15 protein-coding genes are annotated in these 19,607 nt (G+C 46.3%); 11 read left to right on the top strand and 4 right to left on the bottom strand.

What is annotated here, in order from left to right:
- Positions 1-6: 6 nt before the first annotated feature.
- Entirely contained in the window at positions 7-3,258 is a 3,252-nt protein-coding gene (gene putA, locus JFC06_RS08675; protein ID WP_198334728.1) for a bifunctional proline dehydrogenase/L-glutamate gamma-semialdehyde dehydrogenase PutA, read from the bottom strand.
- 709 nt (positions 3,259-3,967) lie between these two features.
- A complete protein-coding gene (locus JFC06_RS08670; protein WP_193006788.1) occupies positions 3,968-5,263 on the bottom strand; it encodes an NCS2 family permease in 1,296 nt (431 codons plus the stop codon).
- 455 nt (positions 5,264-5,718) lie between these two features.
- On the opposite strand from JFC06_RS08670, the gene tolQ reads away from it, so the two are divergent.
- The 5 genes from tolQ to JFC06_RS08645 all read left to right on the top strand — a co-directional run bounded on the left by tolQ (position 5,719) and on the right by JFC06_RS08645 (position 11,334).
- Positions 5,719-6,453 carry a protein TolQ gene (gene tolQ / locus JFC06_RS08665; protein ID WP_198334727.1) on the top strand — a complete coding sequence of 245 codons (735 nt, stop codon included), beginning with the start codon at positions 5,719-5,721 and terminating at the stop codon, positions 6,451-6,453.
- Positions 6,450-6,908: a protein TolR gene (tolR, locus tag JFC06_RS08660; protein ID WP_198334726.1), complete on the top strand. Its 459-nt coding sequence runs from the start codon at positions 6,450-6,452 to the stop codon at positions 6,906-6,908. The genes tolQ and tolR overlap by 4 nt, the downstream gene beginning before the upstream one ends.
- Positions 6,909-6,983: 75 nt before the next feature.
- On the top strand, positions 6,984-7,976 hold the full coding sequence (locus tag JFC06_RS08655; protein WP_198334725.1) for a cell envelope integrity protein TolA: 993 nt from the start codon (positions 6,984-6,986) through the stop codon (positions 7,974-7,976).
- Positions 7,977-8,112: 136 nt separating this feature from the next.
- Positions 8,113-9,405, top strand: a complete 1,293-nt coding sequence (locus JFC06_RS08650) for a PD40 domain-containing protein (protein ID WP_198334724.1) — start codon at positions 8,113-8,115, stop codon at positions 9,403-9,405.
- 522 nt (positions 9,406-9,927) lie between these two features.
- On the top strand, positions 9,928-11,334 hold the full coding sequence (locus tag JFC06_RS08645) for a nucleobase:cation symporter-2 family protein (protein ID WP_193006793.1): 1,407 nt from the start codon (positions 9,928-9,930) through the stop codon (positions 11,332-11,334).
- 80 nt (positions 11,335-11,414) lie between these two features.
- On the opposite strand, the gene JFC06_RS08640 is transcribed toward JFC06_RS08645, so the two are convergent.
- On the bottom strand, positions 11,415-12,080 hold the full coding sequence (locus tag JFC06_RS08640; RefSeq protein ID WP_198334723.1) for a TetR/AcrR family transcriptional regulator: 666 nt from the start codon (positions 12,078-12,080) through the stop codon (positions 11,415-11,417).
- Positions 12,081-12,577: 497 nt separating this feature from the next.
- Here JFC06_RS08640 and uraD point away from each other — a divergent pair, with 497 nt between their 5' ends.
- From uraD to JFC06_RS08610, 6 genes are all read left to right on the top strand, one after another.
- Entirely contained in the window at positions 12,578-13,099 is a 522-nt protein-coding gene (gene uraD / locus JFC06_RS08635) for a 2-oxo-4-hydroxy-4-carboxy-5-ureidoimidazoline decarboxylase (protein WP_198334722.1), read from the top strand.
- Between the two features lie 115 nt (positions 13,100-13,214).
- Positions 13,215-13,580: a hydroxyisourate hydrolase gene (uraH, locus tag JFC06_RS08630; protein WP_198334721.1), complete on the top strand. Its 366-nt coding sequence runs from the start codon at positions 13,215-13,217 to the stop codon at positions 13,578-13,580.
- 141 nt (positions 13,581-13,721) lie between these two features.
- Entirely contained in the window at positions 13,722-15,041 is a 1,320-nt protein-coding gene (locus JFC06_RS08625) for a urate hydroxylase PuuD (RefSeq protein WP_198334720.1), read from the top strand.
- A gap of 332 nt (positions 15,042-15,373) precedes the next feature.
- Entirely contained in the window at positions 15,374-16,354 is a 981-nt protein-coding gene (gene puuE, locus JFC06_RS08620; RefSeq protein ID WP_198334719.1) for an allantoinase PuuE, read from the top strand.
- A gap of 65 nt (positions 16,355-16,419) precedes the next feature.
- Positions 16,420-17,541 carry an allantoicase gene (alc, locus tag JFC06_RS08615; protein ID WP_198334718.1) on the top strand — a complete coding sequence of 374 codons (1,122 nt, stop codon included), beginning with the start codon at positions 16,420-16,422 and terminating at the stop codon, positions 17,539-17,541.
- Complete coding sequence (locus tag JFC06_RS08610; RefSeq protein WP_198334717.1) at positions 17,541-18,071, top strand: ureidoglycolate lyase; 531 nt, start codon at positions 17,541-17,543, stop codon at positions 18,069-18,071. The genes alc and JFC06_RS08610 overlap by 1 nt, the downstream gene beginning before the upstream one ends.
- 102 nt (positions 18,072-18,173) lie before the next feature.
- Here the strand turns inward: JFC06_RS08610 and guaD are convergent, their stop codons facing one another.
- Positions 18,174-19,598: a guanine deaminase gene (gene guaD, locus JFC06_RS08605; RefSeq protein ID WP_198334716.1), complete on the bottom strand. Its 1,425-nt coding sequence runs from the start codon at positions 19,596-19,598 to the stop codon at positions 18,174-18,176.
- Positions 19,599-19,607 lie beyond the last annotated feature (9 nt).

Genomic DNA, 19,607 nt, shown 5'->3' with positions numbered 1-19,607 from the left:
TACTCCTTACGCGATTTCTGTTTGAATGGGTGTGGTATTATTTTGAGACGCTGTTTGCTCAGTGGTTGACTGGTCTGTGCTTAACTGCATCAAACGCGCGACATAGTGTGGACCACCGGCTTTGGGTCCAGTACCAGACAACCCACAACCACCAAAGGGCTGAACGTTTACGACCGCGCCAATCTGGTTACGGTTGATGTAGGTATTACCCACAAAAGCACGACGCTCGATGTGCTCAGCCGTATTTTCGATGCGGCTGTGGATACCCAAAGTCAAACCAAACCCTGTTCCGTTGATGGCATCAATCAGTTTGTTTAAGTCACGCGCTTGATAACGCAGTACATGCAGGATGGGGCCAAAGTGTTCGCCCGCAATCACATCGATACTTTTTACTTCAATCGCGGTTGGTAAAACAAAGGTTGACTGCTCCTGACTCACGACCGAGCTGGCACTCATCGGTGTTTGTGCCAAAATAGTAGCCGTTGGCTCCGCGCTCATACGTTCGATATGGGCTTCAAGACCTTGTTTGGCATCGTTATCAATCACTGGGCCCACATCTGTAGCAGCATATAGTGGATTACCGACCACCAGCTCAGCCATGTTCCCTTGCAGCAGCTCGATCAAATCATCGGCCATTTCCTCTTGCACGCACAATATACGACAAGCTGAACAACGCTGACCTGCTGAACCAAAGGCAGATAACACAGCATCTTTCACGACTTGTTCAGGCAACGCTGTCGAATCGACAATCATGGCGTTTTGACCGCCAGTCTCAGCGATAAACACAGGCAAATCACCGCTGGTTTGCGCATGATCATTTAGGCTTTGATTGATACGTTGAGCGGTTTGGGTTGAGCCAGTAAAAATAACTCCGGCAATGTTATCAGCCGCTGTGAGTGCACCACCAACCTCGCCTGCCCCAATCACTAACTGCAAGGCTTCTGTTGGGACGCCCGCTTGATACATTAACTGTGCCCCAAAATGGGCAATCAAACTGGTTTGTTCGGCCGGTTTCGCCACCACCGTATTACCCGCTGCTAACGCTGCCATGATTTGGCCAGTATAAATAGCCAATGGGAAGTTCCAGGGGCTGATACACACAAAGGTGCCACGTGGTTTATAAGCTTGACGAGACGGCTTACCTGCCAAATCTGTAAACTCATATACCACCTCGTCTAAACGCTCGGCTTCATCAGCATAAAAACGGCAGAAATCAACCGCCTCTTTAATCTCATCAATGCTGTCTTGCATGGTCTTACCAGCTTCCACTTGGCACAGCGCCATCAATTCAGCGTAGTTTTCTTCGAAAAGATCGGCAGTTTTGCGTAGTATTTCAGCGCGTTTACTGGCGGGTACTGTTTGCCACGTACTTTGCCCTGCTACGGCCGCATCGATAGCCTGACGGGCGATTGCTGCATTGGCATAGGTTACCTCACCAGCCCTGACTTCATTGTTCCAAGGCGCACGGACGGTCTGACGGTCAAGCTTTTGGGCGACGCCATCAGCCTCATACTCATCAATGGCTTTACCATTGATAATAGAAGTGGCCGACCAGGTTTTATGCAAATGACTGTCGATAGCAGATTTAAATAGTAGCCACTGCGACTCTACAAATATATTGGGACCAAAGCTCGCACGTCGTGTACCGTAGATCTCTAGTGGTAATGGAATATCTGGGTTGTGCAACGTCGCATTGGTCAGCAGCTTGTCATAGGGATGTACCGTCAGTTTATCAATCGGGTAAGACTTATCTAGCAACTGATGCACAAACGAGCTGTTGGCACCGTTTTCGAGCAAGCGGCGTACCAAGTACGGCAGTAAGTCTTTGTGTGCCCCAACGGGCGCGTAAATACGCACAGGGATTTGATAAGCTTGTAAAATATGATCATAAAGTGCATCCCCCATACCGTGCAGACGCTGGAACTCAAAGTCCCTATGTTGACTCATGGTCATAATGGACGCCAGTGTATGCGCGTTATGAGTGGCAAACTGCGGCCAAATTAGCCCGCGTAGATGGTCTGACAATAAGAAACGCGCACAAGCAAGATAAGCCGTATCCGTTCCTTCTTTGCGCGTCCACACAGGATAACCTGACAAGCCTTTTTGTTGAGCAAGTTTAATCTCAGTGTCCCAATACGCGCCTTTCACCAGACGTACTGGAATACGGTCACCCACTTCTGTTGCCAGACGCGCAAGCCAGGCCAAAACAGCAATAGCACGCTTAGAATAACCTTGGACCACGATTCCTAAACCGTCCCATCCAGCCGTCAAGTTGTCACGGTACAAAGACTCAAATAGCTTTAAAGAAATCTCAAGACGGTCGGCTTCTTCCGCATCGATACTGATATCAACGTTCACTTCACGTGCCGCTTCAATAAGCAATAAGCAGCGTTGACGTAGCAGTCCCATCACTTGCGCTTCTTGCGTGGCTTCATAGCGTGGATGCAATGCCGATAACTTAATAGATACCGAAGGCTTTGGCATACCTTCTTTGACTTTAATACTGGCAGTGGCTCTAATCGCATGCAGATAGTCATTGAAGTATTTTTCCGCATCCTTATGGGTAATCGCCGCTTCACCTAACATGTCAAACGAGTAGGTATACCCTCTATTGCGATACGGTTGACTGTTTTTATTCGCCTCTTCGATGCTCTCACCCAAGACAAACTGATGACCCATAATACGCATGGCTTTTTGCATCGCACTACGAATAACAGGTTCGCCCATTTTTTTGGTCATGCGATCCAAAAATCCGGATGCGGTGGTGTTACTGTCAATACTCACGACACGGCCCGTCATCATCATACCCCACGATGAGGCGTTGACCATAAAACCATTGTCATTTTTTATATGTTTTTTCCAGTCAGCCACACTCATCTTGTCATGAATAAGCGCGTCAGCCGTATAGTTATCTGGTACTCGAATCAGCGCTTCTGCCAAGCTCATAAGCAAGATACCTTCTTGGGTATCAAGGCTGTACTCGAGCAACAACGAATCAACCATCTTGACAGCTTTGCCATCATTACGGACATGCTCAACCAACTGGCGCGTTTGCTCAGCAGCAGCATTGCGTTCATCCGTACTAGGTTTGGCAAGTGGCAATAATTGAGACAACCAGCGATCTTCATCGGCGCTATACAATGGCGAAATACGCGCATGCAGCTCTTCTGATGACTGGGCAATATACTCTGGCGACAGCAAATCGACAGGATCAAATAAAATCGGCTCTTCTGGGGTAAACTGGTCTATTGGGTTCATAACAACTCCATAACTATCGTTTAAAAACCATAATAAATGGTGCTTTAGGCATTCTGATCGTCCTGTCTCACTGCTTATGACTACCATTAACCTAATAGTGGTCATTAACTGATACTCACAGCAATAATCAAAAGACCAAACAGCACCATCACAAAACGGGAAAATCCAGCATAGGCTGGAAATGGTTAAGTAGGTCGTTCGAGTGTTAAACGGGCTACGTTAACAATACAAAGGCAACAACAAACAGTTAAGCGGCATTAGTGCCTTCTTCTTGTTAGTAGTGAAAGGAGTGTGATGGTCAGACTCATTAGTGGCTTATCAAAATAACGATAAGGAAACATCGCGTTGATTATCACTAAATCTGCCATCTTATATGACGCTAATTCACTGTAAGAAAAACCTCTACGGCGTTGATTGAGGTGATGCGCTTAACTTGGGCATGGTAGCATGAAAAAAATTTTCAAACTAACACTATTTATTATTTTCACAAATTAATATATTGCCAAAAAACCAACCAGTTATCAGTAGTTTACAGACTATGACGCGTTGGTTACATTTTGCTATTTACTGTTTAGTATTGGGGTTTAATTGTAGTCCATATTATTAGGCTGTTGCCTAAGACGATGTCGCTGTCAAAGAAAAACCCTCTTGATCTTTTATGATCAAGAGGGCGAGATTACGAGAGCCGTCCCTGAGGTAAAAATGTGTCTTATAAAAAGACAATCTTAAGTAATAAAATGATGGTTAATAACCATACCGCCACACTAATCTCAGAGAACTTGCCCACAATTGCTTTAATCGCCGTAAAAGTGATGAAGCCGAGTGCAATACCGTCCGCGATAGAGTATGTCAGCGGCGTAAAGAGCAATACCACCACCACAGGCGCCGCTTCTGTGAGGTCACCCCAGTTGATGTCTTTTAGTGTGCCCATCATAAGGACAGCCACATAAAAAATGGCACCAGCAGTCGCGTAAGCGGGGATCATTCCCGCTAATGGAGAAAAGAAAACACTTAATAAAAATAACACCCCAACCGTGACTGCCATCAAGCCTGTACGGCCACCTGTCGCAATCCCAGCGATACTTTCCATATAGCTAGTCGTCGATGAGGTACCTAGTAATGAGCCTGCCACAGTCGCTGTTGAATCGGCTAATAGTGCCTTGCCCATATTATGGATATTACCGTCTTTGTCAGTCAGGTTGGCCTGTCTCGTCGTCGCAATCAAGGTACCTGCGGTATCAAACAAATCCACAAACAAAAAGGCAAAGATCACACTGATCATACCGACATCGAACGCCCCAGCAATATCAAGCTGTAGCAACGTTGGCGCAATTGAAGGCGGCGCAGAGACAATCCCAGAAAACTGTGTGTAGCCTGTTAGTAAACTAATCAAAGCCACCAGTAAAATACCGATCGTGACCGCACCTGGGACTTGCTTGTAAGACAAACCGATAATAACAATAAAACCCAACGAGGCCATTATAGGACCAAATGACGTCATATCACCAAGGCCAACTAAAGTCGCATCGTGACTTACGATAATGCCGGCGCTTTGTAAGGCAATAAAGGCTAAGAACGCACCGATACCAGCGACTACCCCATTTTTAAGAGACATTGGAATGGCATTAATGATCGCTTCACGAACTTTAAACAAGCTGAGCAGTACAAAGATACAACCAGACAAAAACACGGCACCTAACGCTGTTTGCCACGCATAGCCCATACCCAGAACCACGCCATACGTAAAGAAGGCGTTGAGACCCATACCAGGGGCTAACGCCACCGGTAGGCGAGCATAAATACCCATGATAAAACAACCTACCGCGGCCGCCAAACAGGTGGCCACGAATACAGCGCCTTTGTCCATACCCGCATCTGCTAATACGTTAGGGTTGACAAAGATAATGTAAGCCATTGTCAAGAACGTGGTTGTACCAGCGATGATTTCTGTTTTGATCGTGGTATTGTCACCATTAATCCCAAAATAGCGTTCAATTGCATTCATAAGTGTCGCCCCGACTGGCCAGTAAAAAGTTGCCACTACCTAAAATTCAACATGATTTTAGCAAAAAATAATGATGCCACAATTAAGAAGAACGTAGTAACAAAGCGTAACATATTAGACGAGTTATCTTACAAACTCAATCTCTGATAGTGTCTAATTCGTATAAAACTATCATTTGCGTTGACTGAAAGATACTGAGCAAACACCTACCTTTGTATTTGGCACAAACGTAGTACTTCGCTTCTATGGTGACTAGAAAATACTGACAAGTACCAAAAGTTGGATACGTCGCATTTTCGATCGGTTTAACACTTTAATAAATGACCTTTTCTGTATTTAGCAGTACACTAGGCGGTTGATATCAGTATGCAGAATGATCGCGCGACTCTATTTTTAGTTAGCGACGTTACGATTTAATCTGCGTATCGCACCATGCCAGTTATTATTCATTATCCATGAGCCCATACATGCCTGAATCCTTAAATATTATCGACCTTATTACTCAAGCCAGCCTTTTGGTACAGATTGTGATGGCGTTATTGCTGTTAGCGTCTCTACTTAGCTGGGTGATTATATTTCGTATGAGTGCGCGGCTTGGTACAGCCAAAAACTTCGATCAACAGTTCGAGACTTGGTTCTGGTCAGGGGAAGATTTGGCCAAACTCTATCAAGGGGTGCAAGGCTCACCTGAGCGCCAAGGGCTTGAGCAAATTTTTTATGTCGGGTTTTCGGAGTATTTAAGAATGCATAAAAAACGCCAACCCAAAGATGACATCATCGATGGTGTTGAGCGTAAATTACGAGTTGGCTTAGGACGACAGCAGCAATTGTTAGAGTCAGGGTTAACAACCCTAGCGAGTATCGGCTCGGTTGCCCCTTATATTGGGTTATTTGGTACCGTCTGGGGCATCATGAATGCCTTTTTGGGGCTGTCACAAACTGAGCAAGCGACGCTAGCTTCTGTCGCCCCCGGTATCGCTGAAGCCTTAATCGCCACTGCCATGGGTTTATTTGCCGCTATTCCAGCCGTACTGGCCTATAACCACTTCACGGCTAAATCTAGTCGCCTCTATGACTCACGGGCATTATTTTGTGATGAAATGACCGGCATGCTCCAGCGTGAGACCAGTGCAGAACACATCGCTCATAAAGAGACCCAATCTACTGCCAGCCAGGTGAGAGGGTTATGAAGCAAAGTCCCTATCGCCGTGAAAAAAAAGCGCTGAATGCGGAGATGAACGTCGTGCCTTATATCGATGTGATGTTGGTGCTGCTCGTGATATTTATGGTCACCGCCCCGATGCTGATTACGGGTGTCGATGTGGATTTGCCAAAAGAGCAGACCAATACCATGAGCCAAAGCCAGCTTCCAGTCATTGTTTCTTTGACCGATAGCGGTGAGATTTTTATCAGTTATGAAAATAACATCGACTTGCCCATTAGTGAGCCCGAGCTGATTGATACCCTATCCAATCTGCAAAACCAAAGTAGCAATGCTGGTGCTCAGCCTTTACAAGTCATGATTAACGCTGACCAAAACAATCAGTATGGCGCCATCATGACACTCATGGCAACCTTACAACAAGCCGGTATTGAAAAGGTCGGTTTGTTAACCGGTGCACCCTTACCCACACCCACATTGTAATAAACCCTATGCTTAGCAGCGCTTGTTATAATAAAGTAGACAATTTGATGACCCTCGTTTTTGAGTATCCCTATCATGCGTAACGCTCCTACCGTTTATGTGCCAACCCAACCTGAAGGTAACGGGCTAACATTGCCGACGTTGCTCAGTGTGTTGGCTCATGCTCTGGTGATTGGCATACTCATTTATACCTATCAACATACCGACGTAGAAACCACTGGTAGCATCGAAACCGTCATGGTGTCACCTGAACAGCTGGCTGAAATGCAAGGACAAATATTGGCCAATCGTGCAGCAGCGGCCAGTGCGATACAGACCAAAAGTGATGCAACCAGTACCCCACAGACAGAAACCTTTGATGGTGGCGCTAGCACTCAAGCCCCAAGCCAGCCAAATTCTCAGCGCGAGCCTGTCTTTACGCGCACTGAAGATCCTACCAACCGCACCATGCTAATGAGCGAAGAGCAGCATCAGCGCGTGCTTGAGCAAAACCAAGAATATGAGCGCCGTATGGCTGAGTGGGCCGCACAACTAGATGAGTCAGTGACAAAAGAGCATGAGCAAGTCGAACAAGACAAAAAAGAGCAGCGCATAGAAGAACAAAAAAAACTGGGAGATTTTCGTAGTAAACAAAATACTCAGCCTAGGATTACGCGCCCTACTGAAAATGATCGCAATATAGAAATCAATACTGGCAGCGCCGGTAAAACCTTTAGTCTATCAGATGGACAGTCCACCATTTCTGGTGATATAGCAACGTCTAGCCCTACCAAAGGCAGCAGCCAATCTGCCTCAAGTGGTAATCGCGGTGCAAGTAACAGCGAAATCATCCGCTTAATCAAACGCAACTATCATCCGCCTACCGCAGCGAGAGGCTCAACTCAGAGTGCCACGCTCACCATCACCGTCAACGCTAGCGGAAATATAGTCAATGTGTCGGCGTCAGGGCCTGACAGTGCCGTCAATGATGCAGCCAAACAAGCCGTATTAAACACGGGCAAACTACCAATCGACACTGATGACCCGAAATACCCCACCTTTACCATACAGTTTAAGGGCAGCAATTAATCAGTTGCTCACATCTTATATTATTGATAACGTTACATTAAGTGGCTTGTACCGCAAAATATCCTGTCTTATCTTAATGATTCGCTAATCACCTATAAAAATGATAATCACCCTATTTTAGGAGCTCAACCGACTCATGCATACCTATAAGAAACTATTCGCCTCTTTGCTTGCTTCTACCTCGACTCTGCTCATTTCGCCTAGTTTGCTTGCCGCGCCTGTTGTCTTAGAGTTGGATTACGAGATTCCTGTCCAAAAAAATCAAGTCGCTTTTGTGCCATTTGCGGGTGATTCTGTGCTATCGCCGATTGTCTTAAACGATTTGAGTAAAACAGAGCTAAAAATCACCAGTCAGAACTTACCACAGCAGCCGCATAACAGTAGCGAGCTGGCAGGTACGTTGCCGGTATGGCAAAGTATGGGAATTCCTTATTTAGTCGTCGGTAATACTCGCAGCAATCGCGGCAAAATAGTGACCAATTACGAAGTGATTGATGTAAAATCTGGGCGGGTTATTGAGGGCAAGCAAAGCCTAACCGCTGATAACAATAAAGACAGCATGCGTTATGCAGGCCATGTCATCGCTGATAAAGTGTATGAGCTGATTACGGGCGTTCCAGGTGATTTTTCAGGGCGTATTGCTTATATTGAAGAAGTTGGCACTGGAAAAGGGAAAGTATCACGTTTAAAGGTCATGGATGCAGATGGTGAAAACGCCAAAACCATTACTGAAGTAACAGGCTCTATATTCTCACCAACATGGTCGCCAGATGGTAACCGTATCGCTTATTCGGTACAACGTGATCAATCTTATCCAGTCATTTATGTCCAAAATGTGAGTGGCGGTGGAGCCAGAGCGTTAACGCCTTTTGCTGGCAGTAATTTGAGTCCCGCGTTTTCCCCTGATGGCAGCACCATACTGTTCTCAAGCAGCTTTGAAGGCAGCGCCGATATTTATGAGATGAGCGTCAGTGGCGGACAGCCAAGAAGAATCACCAACTGGCCGAGTAGTGAAGTACAGCCAAGTTACGCACCTGACGGCAAATCTTTTGTATTTGTTAGTGATCGCGCAGGATTCAATAAGCCGCAGATTTACCGTTACGAATTTGGTTCAGGTCGTACGTCTAAAGTCTCAAGTAGTGGCTATGCGACCAGTCCACAGTTTAGTAGCGACGGCTCTAAAATTGCCTTTCTAAATGGACGCTCAGCCGCCATCATGAATAGCAACGGCGCCATCACTGCCAATTTGGGCAATACTGGTATCGATGAGGCACCAAGCTTTTCTCCCAATGGTAAGCGCGTGGTATATGCCTCCACCCAAGGCGGCAAAGGTGTGCTAACGATTAAATCACTTAACGGCGGTGAATCATTCGGCAAATCTGGTCAAGGTGTCATCCGCTCACCCGTGTGGTCATCTAGCCCTCAGTAATCTTTTATTTGCCAAAAGCATTCTATTGGGTTGAGTCTCAAAAGGCTGGCACAGGATATTATTAAAAACAGTCTATCAACCTAATGATAAAAAGCAGCCCCAATCACAATAATTGTGATTGGGGCTGCTTTTTTATGACGTATCACTGGACAGCACGCTAATAAGGTGACGGTTAGCACAAAGCTATGGCGCTATCGCAACTGCCTCATTCGAAATCACGCTCCTTCTCCCCTTCCCTGGGTAACAAATGAGTAAACGCGCAGGATCGAAAAAAAACATTGCAATGGTTTGTATTTTGCATATATCCTAAATAGACCTGACTAATTGGTCAGGTTATTACAGTAATAGCCAACAAATATCACACAGGTTTGTGGGCTGTTTCAAACACGGATGTGTGCCCCTATTGTTTAAATCGAACAAACAAGTCAAGAACTGGGTTTAACTTTTACCTACTGATTTATGACATTGTCTGATCTCTACAGTTAAGCGGGTGCTAAGCAGTTACTTTAGGAGGAAACCACCATGAGTGAAAACGATCCAGCAAACACCGATTTACTGTATAGACTGCATGACCGTCCTACCCCCCTTAAAGCCTCTTTAGGTGCGATACAGCATGTACTTGCTGCTTTCGTCGGTATCATTACCCCCTCGCTCATTATAGGCGGCACCTTAGGCTTAGGAGAACATATTCCCTATCTTCTTAGCATGTCGTTAATCGTGTCTGGGGTGGCAACCTTCATCCAAACTCGCAAAGTGGGCCCTGTCGGTTCTGGCTTGATGGCGCTCCAAGGAACTAGCTTTGGCTTTTTAGCCGCGGTGCTTACCGCAGGATTTGTGGTAAAAAACCGAGGCGGTGGTCCTGAGGAAATTTTGTCAGTGATCTTTGGGGTCTCATTTCTCGGTGCATTTGTTGAGATTTTTCTGAGTCAGTTTATTACCAAACTCAAATCCTTTATGAGTCCTATTGTGACTGGTTGCGTTATCGTCACGATTGGTCTGTCTTTGACTAAAGTAGGTCTAACGGATTTGGCGGGTGGATTTGGGGCTGAGGATTTCGGCAGTATACCGAACCTGCTCTTGGGTGGTGGCGTGTTGGCAAGTGTGGTACTTATTAGCATTATCAATAATAAGGTCATTCGTTCTAGCGCTATTTTTATCGGTTTGATGCTCGGTCTGCTCGCAGCTATGTTTATGGGGCGTATCGACTTTTCCTTGGTCGCTGAAGCGGCTTTTTTTACGGTTCCTATCCCCTTTAAGTACGGCTTTGGTTTTGACTGGCAGGCTTTTATTCCGGTTGCCTTTATGTATATCATTACCAGTATTGAAACCTCGGGCGATCTGACTGCAACTTCGATGATTTCAGGTGAACCGATTAAAGGCCCTCTATACGAGAAACGTATTAAAGGTGGTGTGTTGGGAGACGGTGTCAACTCTCTGATTGCGGCGGTGTTTAACACGTTCCCTGTGACCACTTTTAGCCAAAATAACGGTGTAATCCAGATGACTGGGATTGCCAGTCGCTATGTCGGTTTTTATGTCGCTGGTATTTTATGCTTGATGGGACTCTTCCCAATCCTTGGGGCCATTTTTACTCAACTGCCCAAACCTGTCGTTGGCGGGGTCACGCTGCTGATGTTTGCCACGGTCGCAACTGCGGGTATTCGTATCCTATCTACCGTGAACTTCACCCACCGCAATGTCTTAATTATTGCCACTTCGTTGGGGCTAGCGACAGGCATTGCGTTCGTGCCTGACGTGCTCTCACAAACGCCGCAGTTTTTTCAAAACATCTTTGGTTCAGCGGTCACCATGTCAGGGATTGTGGCGATCACACTTGATATGATTCTGCCAAAAAACTACGGTGTCGAGTTTGATACTGCCGCGCAACATGCTGATGACGGCTTAAAGCCGATTCGCGAAGTGGCGTAAGACAGATATCTATTAGTAAAAGAGGTGCGATAGGACCAGTCTACGCACCTCCTCCGCTAATAAACATGGCTTAATTACAGTCACTCAAGGCCACAGCCTCGCAGGATAAACGGCACCAAAAACTCTGATGCCCGCGCTTCATCCTCTGCATCATAAGTCGCCTTATCCATCAAGCCGACAATTTCGATCTCAAACTCTGCATAACGCTGAGTCGTGGCCCAGATCAAAATCAATAACTGTAGTGGGTCGTCAATCGCAATCTTACCTTGTTTGTGCCACTCCCTCATCACTTGCGTTTTATCGTGCACCCACGCTTTCATGGTTGTCGACATAAAATCATGTAAGTGCGGTGCACCGCCAATGACCTCAAGGGCAAACAGTTTATGACGGTTAGGATTCACAAAGGCTTGATGCAATTTGGTCCGCACAAATTTTTCGATGACTGTTTTGGGGTCACTGTCTACCGTCATGGTGACCAAGCCTTCATTCCACTCTTGGATGATAGAGCGCAATACGGCTTTATACAGATTTTTTTTATTTTTAAAGTAGTAATGCACATTGGCTTTGGGTAATCCTGCCCGATCAGCAATCCCTTGCATGGTGGCACCGCGAAAACTTTGGAGGACAAACTCCTCTTCGGCGGCCGCTAAGATAAGCGCTTGATTGTGCGCGCGCGTGGTTTGTTGACTACGATGCGAGGGCGCATCAGTAGAGAGCATGTTGACCTTTTGGTTATTTTGCGTCATAGCGGTAGTGTCTCATTCCAAGTGGCAGGTTCGAAAAAGTAGTCGCTATATTCCTTTGTGTATTCTGATATCAGAGCACAGATTTTGGGAATATAACAAGCTAAATAAAAATATTTATTATAAAACAGTTGACCAATTAGTCAGGTTTTAGCAAAATGGGGGCTGTAGATCACTCACCTTATGACTAAGATGACTCGATCATGTCATTTATACGGCCAAAGTATCAGTGTTTTCTCTGTAAATCTGTTTCATATTGTCAGTCCATTATGAGGTAAACATCAGCAAGCGGAATACAGTCTATACCCTCACGTGATTGACAAGACACATAATATCGTCATTTGACTTTGAGTCGGTCCTAAGACCAAAAACATCAATCCCTTAAACGTCTGTTTCTACCCTTAAGTTTATGCAAATAACCAGGATGTTTAAACCACTATTAAGCAATCACTGTCCGCTACGTGTAGTGGGCTGTCCTAACACAATAAAAGGAAGTCATCGTGAGCTTAACTTTAGCGCAATTTAACACTCTGTCTCAAGAAGAAGCCATCGCACGACTCTTAACCTGCTGTACCAGTAGTAACTGGGCACATCAGCTTGCCTGTGCACGACCCTTTATAGACCAAAATGCGCTATTAATGAAGAGCGACGATATCTGGCATAAGCTACAAACCAATGAGGATGACTTACTAGAAGCCTTTGACGGCCATCCACAAATCGGTAATGTCGCCTCTTTAAAAGAAAAGTATCGCAACACGCAAAGTAGCGCAGCACATGAGCAATCAGGCGCTAACAATGCCGAGGATGACGTACTCGAAGCGCTCGCACAAGGCAATCAAGACTATCTGGATAAATTTGGTTTTATCTTTATTGTCTTTGCGACGGGTAAAAGCGCCCAGCAAATGCTTGATCTGCTACTAGCGCGTCTGCCTAATGATCGTACCACCGAACTTACCAATGCCGCCGCTGAACAAAATAAAATCACACGTTTGCGTTTAAACAAGCTCTTTGGCACCGCTTAGATGGCTAAGCGAATTTCGCTAAAGCGTGTCATCGTGTCTTTTACAGTGGCCCATTTATAAAATACGCTCGCAATATCACTCTATTTACGTTTCTACTAAATACAAAGGAAGTTTTATGTCTGCCACCCTATCATCGCATATTTTAGACACTCATCTTGGTAAGCCTGCCGCTGGTATCGCTGTTACCTTACACCGCGTACATGGCAGCGGCGTCACGCTTTTGGCCCATGGTACGACCAACGCCGATGGACGCGTCACACCAGACAGTTGGCAGTTTGACACCGCCATCGATAGCACTGAGTGTCAGCTAAACATCGGACGCTATACCGTGACGTTTGATACCCTGTCTTATTTTGATACCCAGCAGCTGACAGCATTTTACCCGCAAGTTGTGATCGACTTTATGGTAAACGATGCCAGTCACTACCACGTACCACTACTACTCAGCGCGCACGGTTATAGCACCTATCGCGGTTCATAGTCTGCTTACTTATCGTCTGAGGTGTATCTTATCTATCGTTAATGTTAAACATATGCCTATATATTTTCTGGCATCATTATCACACCTCATTCCCTTGTATCAAGACATTTTATTAAGACACCATCATATTAAAGGACACTTATGGGCGCCTATCTTCTCGAATGGTTGAGTTTATTTTTCCGCTGGTTTCATGTTATCGCTGGGGTGGCATGGATTGGCGCTTCTTTTTATTTTGTGTGGCTTGATCTCAGTCTACGTAAGCCGCCGCAGTGGAAAACAGATAAAGGGATTTCTGGGGATCTTTGGGCGGTGCATGGGGGTGGTTTTTATGAGATTGCCAAGTACAAGCTCGAACCAGAAGAGATGCCAAAGACGCTACACTGGTTTAAATGGGAAGCATATACCACGTGGCTGACTGGGGCGGCGATGATGTCTATCGTTTATTATGCCAATGCCACTGCCTACCTGATCGATCCAAGCAAAATTGCCTTTACCGATGTTGGTGCCATTGCGACAAGCTTACTGTTTTTATTCGGCAGTTACTTTATTTATGAAGTCATTGTACGTAGTCATTTAGGTAAAAACGCATTAATTTTTAGCACCCTTATTTTTATCTTACTGGTCATCGCAAGCTGGGGCTCTTACCAGCTCTTCAGTGATCGCGCTTCCTTTATTCACATTGGGGCGATTTTGGGTACGGTGATGGTCGGCAATGTGTTCTTTGGTATCATGCCAGCGCAGCGCGCGCTCGTTGATTGTGTCCAGCGCGGCGAAAAGCCCGGTAAAGAAGTGGCTGAACTGGCATTACAAGCTAAAAACCGCTCACTGATGAATAACTACTTTACGCTACCGCTCATCTTTACCATGATCAGTAACCACTATCCAATGATGTATGCTCATGAGCAAGGTTGGTTGGTATTGGTCTTCGTCGGTGTCATTACCGCAACCGCCCGCCATTACTTTAATCAAAAACATTTGGGGCATAAAAAACCGCGCTACTTAGTCATTCCGGCGATACTGACGGTATTGTTGATTATCTGGATGCGCCCCGAGCCAATTGAGCCAGCCCCTGTCACGCCTGCTACGGCCTCAGTAGTGCCTACGGCCAACAATAGCACCCCACCAGCGACAAGCGCTGTTACTGACACAAACGCTGATACTGATGCGACTGTTAGTACTAGTACCACCACTACTGCAGCAGTACCAGTAAGCGCTTCGGCAGATGACGCTATGATGAATGTTGTGCATACGCGCTGTAGTACTTGTCATGCGGCTCAGCCAACCCAACAAGGCTTTGCGGCGCCTCCAGCAGGTATTATTTTACAATCGCCAAATGATCTAAAAACCCATAAAGCGAAAATAGTGACTGCCGTACAAACCGGCTATATGCCGCTTGGCAATATCACGCAGTTAACCGATGCAGAGCGCCAGCAGCTCGTGGCATATGTATCGGCACTTTGACTGGCAAACCAACACAGCGTTGTTTTTGATCAGCAGCGCTTATATAAGTAGACCATTTACAAAGATTTGAGTAGCAAAGAAAACATGTGCAAGTACGCCACTGAGTAGGCTGAGCGAGTCTCACAAAGCGAATCATATTTTTTGAGATTGATATGGTCAATATTGAATAAAATGGATACACGATACTATGCTGCGTGACTGGTACAAATTTTTCTGGCTTGCTGTGCCTACGCCGCTCGATGCTACAAAAAATTTACCCCAGCCCCGCGGTATCTTTCTTATGTTAATTTGACTATACAATGACTGCTTTAAGCGATATAGGAACCCTAATAATGACCCAAAAAATTACGAGTGATTTTGATCACAGTACGTATCCCCGCGACCTAAAAGGCTACGCTGACAACCCACCAAAAGCCAACTGGCCAGGTGGCGCAAAAATCGCGGTACAGTTTGTATTAAACATTGAAGAAGGCGCGGAAAACAGCGTGATTCATGGCGATGGTCAGTCAGAACGCTTTTTGTCTGACATCTTAGGCACACCAGAATTTAACAATCGGCATCAGTCTATCGAGTCTGCGTTTGAATATGGTAGCCGTGTCGGTGTTTGGCGCGTACTAGATGTGTTTAAAGAATACGGCTTACCAATCACCACTTTCACCTGTGCAGCAGCGGCCGAAAAGACACCACATATTATCGAGCGGGTGTTAGAAGATGGCCATGAGATCGCAAGTCATGGTCTGCGCTGGATCACTTACCAGTACATGTACCGCGAGACTGAGCGTGAGCACATTCGCTGTGCCACCAAAATATTTGAGCGTATGCTGGGCGGGCAGCCACTCGGCTGGTATACAGGTCGTGATAGTCCAAACACCCGCGAGTTAGTCGCTGAACAAGGTGGTTATATCTACGACTCTGACTCGTATGGGGACGAGCTGCCTTACTGGCTTGATGTCAAAGTTCAAGATGGCAACACGATCACCCGTAAGCCGCATTTGGTGATCCCTTATAGTTTAGAGACCAATGACATGCGTTTTTCGTCCAGTCCAGGCTTTACCCATGCTGAACCGTTTTATCAGTATCTCAAAGACAGCTTTGATACCTTATATGAAGAAGGCGCGCACACGCCTAAGATGCTCACCATCGGTCTGCATTGCCGTATTATTGGTCGTGCTGGACGTATCAAAGCGCTAAAACAATTCTTGCAATACATCACCAGCAAGCCTGACGTGTGGATATGTCGCCGTGATGACATCGCCAAGCATTGGTATGACAACCACCCTGCTACGCCCGACAATACCGCCAACTGGATGTAGTCCCACATTTGTCATACTAGCCGCACACTATCAATAAATCCCATTACCAAATAACAGGAATCATTATGAGTCAAAGTACCTTAGAAGTTGGACAGATCATCTCCGCCAATAATTTGCCTGATACCTTGCCTACATTTACCAAAAAATCAAACGTTGCGGACAGTCGTTTGGGGGCAAAATCATTATTTGCCACCGATGATTTCTTTGCAGATAAAAGCCGTATCTTAAACCCGGACGCGCCTGTATTTATGGTAGGCAAGTTCGATGACAATGGTAAATGGATGGACGGCTGGGAGACGCGTCGCAAGCGCTATCTGGGTTATGATTACTTAGTTATTCAACTTGCCCGCCCGACCAAAATTGCAGGTCTTGACATTGACACCAGTCACTTTACGGGTAACTTCCCCTCCTCAGCCAGTATCGATGTGTTGTACGCGCCAGAACTCCTACAGCAAGATGATGCTGAACTTACCAGTTTGAACAAAGAAGACTGGGATAGTAAAGACTGGCAAGCGCTTGTTGATATGACACCCCTAAAAGGTCATAACCATGAGTTTATCGAGATCCATAACGACCAAACCGTGACACACCTGCGTTTGAATATTTATCCAGATGGCGGCGTTGCCCGTCTGCGCGTCTATGGCGATATCCAGCTTGATGCCAGTCTTAACCAACAAGGTGAGACGATCGATTTGGCAGGCGCTTTAAACGGTGGCCGTGCCATCGCCAGTAATGATGCGCACTTTGGTGCGGCAAGCAACTTATTGTTACCGACCAAAGCCCCTAATATGGGTGATGGCTGGGAGACTCGTCGTCGCCGTGAGCCCGGTAACGACTGGTGCATTATTGCCTTAGGTCAAGCGGGTGTGGTTGACGCCATCGAGATAGATACCGCGCATTTCAAAGGCAACTATCCTGATAAAGTCTCGATCCAAGCCGTCTACGCACCAAACACCCCAGAGCAAACCTTAGTCACCCAAAGCATGTTTTGGGAGACCTTGCTTGAGCCGCAAAAAACCAACGCCAACGATATCCACAGCTTTGGCAAAGATCAGCTCAAGCTTGACCAACCCATCACTCATATTCGGGTCAACATCTTCCCTGATGGCGGTATCAGCCGCGTGCGCGTTTATGGCAAAGTGAATACCAGTGTTGATACTAATATTGATAGCAAAGAGGCCAAATAATGACTGTCACCCTAACGGCTAAGCCTTTAACCAAAGCAGGCTTTGCCCCATACGGCTCGGTTATTGAACGGTATAGTGCTGATGAGCAAACATCAGACAACTGCTATGAGATCAATAATGGCTATGCCGTTCGCCATCATGCGCTTGCCGCAAGCAAGCTCGATGGAGGCACCGTTGGTATGAGTATCTTTCGAGCCAAAAAACGTGAGAACCCTATTGCGCTCTCAGTGATGGAGTATCATCCATTTGGGACGCAAGCATTTGTATCGATGGAAGGTCAAGATTATATCGTGGTCGTCGCTAAGGCTGGCGCGTCGCCACAGTCGCCTGATGATCTAGCGGTGTTTTATGCCAAGTCTCATCAAGGCGTACAGTACGATGCCAATGTCTGGCATCACCCGCTATTGGCCCTTGGCCGTGACAGCGATTTTTTGGTGATTGATCGTATCAATGGCGATGGCAACAATTGCCATGAAGTAGATATCACTGACTGGCAGGTGTTTATCGAATTAGAAGACGAACACAGCTAAGCGATCGTTAAGCACAGTTCAATAAGCATAGTCCAAACCGATAAAAGCCCCGTTTATATTTATCATAAACGGGGCTTTTCGTTGCGAGTATTTTTCACTAGTTTATAAAGCGTTAGATTTTTGGTAGCGACTCACGCCCGCGACCACTGTCTGCTCAATCACTCTATCATCACCCAACATCATCAGCACAAATAGCTGCTCTTCGAGCGTGTTGGTCTGTGCCATACGCCGTTCCAGTAATGCCGTTGCCCCTGGATTAATCACGACAAAATCCGCTTCTTTACTGGGCATAAAGTTGCCGATCTTTTTGTCCAATAAGAGCGACTGGGCATTGCCCAAAGTAATTTGATACAGTCCTTGATGCGCGGACAGTGGGTTGCTTTGTAATTGTTGAACTTTATACGCCTCTGATAAGGTAGTCAGCATCGACAGACTCGTTCCCGCCCCCACATCAGTGGCAATGCTCACACCTGTATAACTTAACGTTTTAGGTAAATCGAACAGACCGCTACCCAAAAACAGATTGGACGTGGGACAATGCGCTATTTGTGTGCCAGTGTCACGCAGACGCTCGTACTCAGATGTCTCAAGGTAGATACCATGGGCCAACATTGTGCGGCGACCCAGTAAACCCATATCATCGTAGACATCCAAATAGCCTTTATGATTGGGATAAAGGGTTTGCACAAAAACCACTTCATCACGGTTTTCGGCCAGATGCGTCTGTAAGTAGACACTGTCATAACTGGCATACAAATCACCCGCCATACGTAGCTGTTTGGGCGTCGACGTGATCGCAAATCGCGGGGTAATCGCTACATGCTGACGTCCGCGTTCATGCCAGTTATCAATGATATCTTGGGTGTCTCGAATACTTTGCTCGGCAGGAACACACAGCGGCGCAGGCGCGTTTTGATCCATCAGGACATTGCCTGTGATCATACGCGTATTAAGCCTATGACTTTCCGTAAAAAAGGCCTCCGCTGATAAAGGATGACTGGTAGAAAACACCATGGCGCTCGTCGTACCATTGGCCAGCAGCTGGTTTAAAAAGAACTGAGCCGTATCGTGCGCCACTTTTGGATCACCAAAATTGGCTTCGGTAACAAAGGTATAGTTATTGAGCCAGTCAAGCAACTGCTCACCGTATGCGGCAATCATGTCTATCTGCGGATAATGCACATGGGTATCGATAAAACCTGGCATGATCAGCTTATCACGGTGGTCATGTATTTTTACCGGTTCTCGGCCTTCTTGAGCTGCTGTATCAGCGTAATCCGCTAACATGGCTTGACGGCTGCCATAATCCACGATACAACCCGTCGCGTCATCCACAACCAACGCACCATCAGCGATATACTCAGGACAAATGCGCACGCCCTCGATAACAGGGAGTAACTCTGTGTCTGTAATGACTGTCGGCGTTTTGAGAGGATCAGGCGCATTGCCATCAGGTACAGTGCGTAGAGTAAGATCACTTTCAGTCAGATAGTGTAGCAGTCGAGCTTGATAAATGTGTAAGGTCATTCGTGTGTC

The organism is Psychrobacter namhaensis (assembly GCF_016107545.1).
Taxonomy (GTDB): Bacteria; Pseudomonadota; Gammaproteobacteria; order Pseudomonadales; family Moraxellaceae; genus Psychrobacter; species Psychrobacter namhaensis.
Note: the sequence above shows the minus strand (reverse complement) of the source record. Positions and strands in the feature narration are given on the sequence as shown.

Coding starts and splice junctions, on each gene's coding strand:
- JFC06_RS08640 (WP_198334723.1), bottom strand. CDS start 12,080: ATGACGCAAAATAACCAAAAGGTCAACATGCTCTCTACTGATGCGCCC.
- putA (WP_198334728.1), bottom strand. CDS start 3,258: ATGAACCCAATAGACCAGTTTACCCCAGAAGAGCCGATTTTATTTGAT.
- tolR (WP_198334726.1), top strand. CDS start 6,450: ATGAAGCAAAGTCCCTATCGCCGTGAAAAAAAAGCGCTGAATGCGGAG.
- JFC06_RS08610 (WP_198334717.1), top strand. CDS start 17,541: ATGACTGTCACCCTAACGGCTAAGCCTTTAACCAAAGCAGGCTTTGCC.
- alc (WP_198334718.1), top strand. CDS start 16,420: ATGAGTCAAAGTACCTTAGAAGTTGGACAGATCATCTCCGCCAATAAT.
- puuE (WP_198334719.1), top strand. CDS start 15,374: ATGACCCAAAAAATTACGAGTGATTTTGATCACAGTACGTATCCCCGC.
- JFC06_RS08670 (WP_193006788.1), bottom strand. CDS start 5,263: ATGAATGCAATTGAACGCTATTTTGGGATTAATGGTGACAATACCACG.
- tolQ (WP_198334727.1), top strand. CDS start 5,719: ATGAGCCCATACATGCCTGAATCCTTAAATATTATCGACCTTATTACT.
- JFC06_RS08655 (WP_198334725.1), top strand. CDS start 6,984: ATGCGTAACGCTCCTACCGTTTATGTGCCAACCCAACCTGAAGGTAAC.
- JFC06_RS08650 (WP_198334724.1), top strand. CDS start 8,113: ATGCATACCTATAAGAAACTATTCGCCTCTTTGCTTGCTTCTACCTCG.
- guaD (WP_198334716.1), bottom strand. CDS start 19,598: ATGACCTTACACATTTATCAAGCTCGACTGCTACACTATCTGACTGAA.
- uraH (WP_198334721.1), top strand. CDS start 13,215: ATGTCTGCCACCCTATCATCGCATATTTTAGACACTCATCTTGGTAAG.
- JFC06_RS08625 (WP_198334720.1), top strand. CDS start 13,722: ATGGGCGCCTATCTTCTCGAATGGTTGAGTTTATTTTTCCGCTGGTTT.
- JFC06_RS08645 (WP_193006793.1), top strand. CDS start 9,928: ATGAGTGAAAACGATCCAGCAAACACCGATTTACTGTATAGACTGCAT.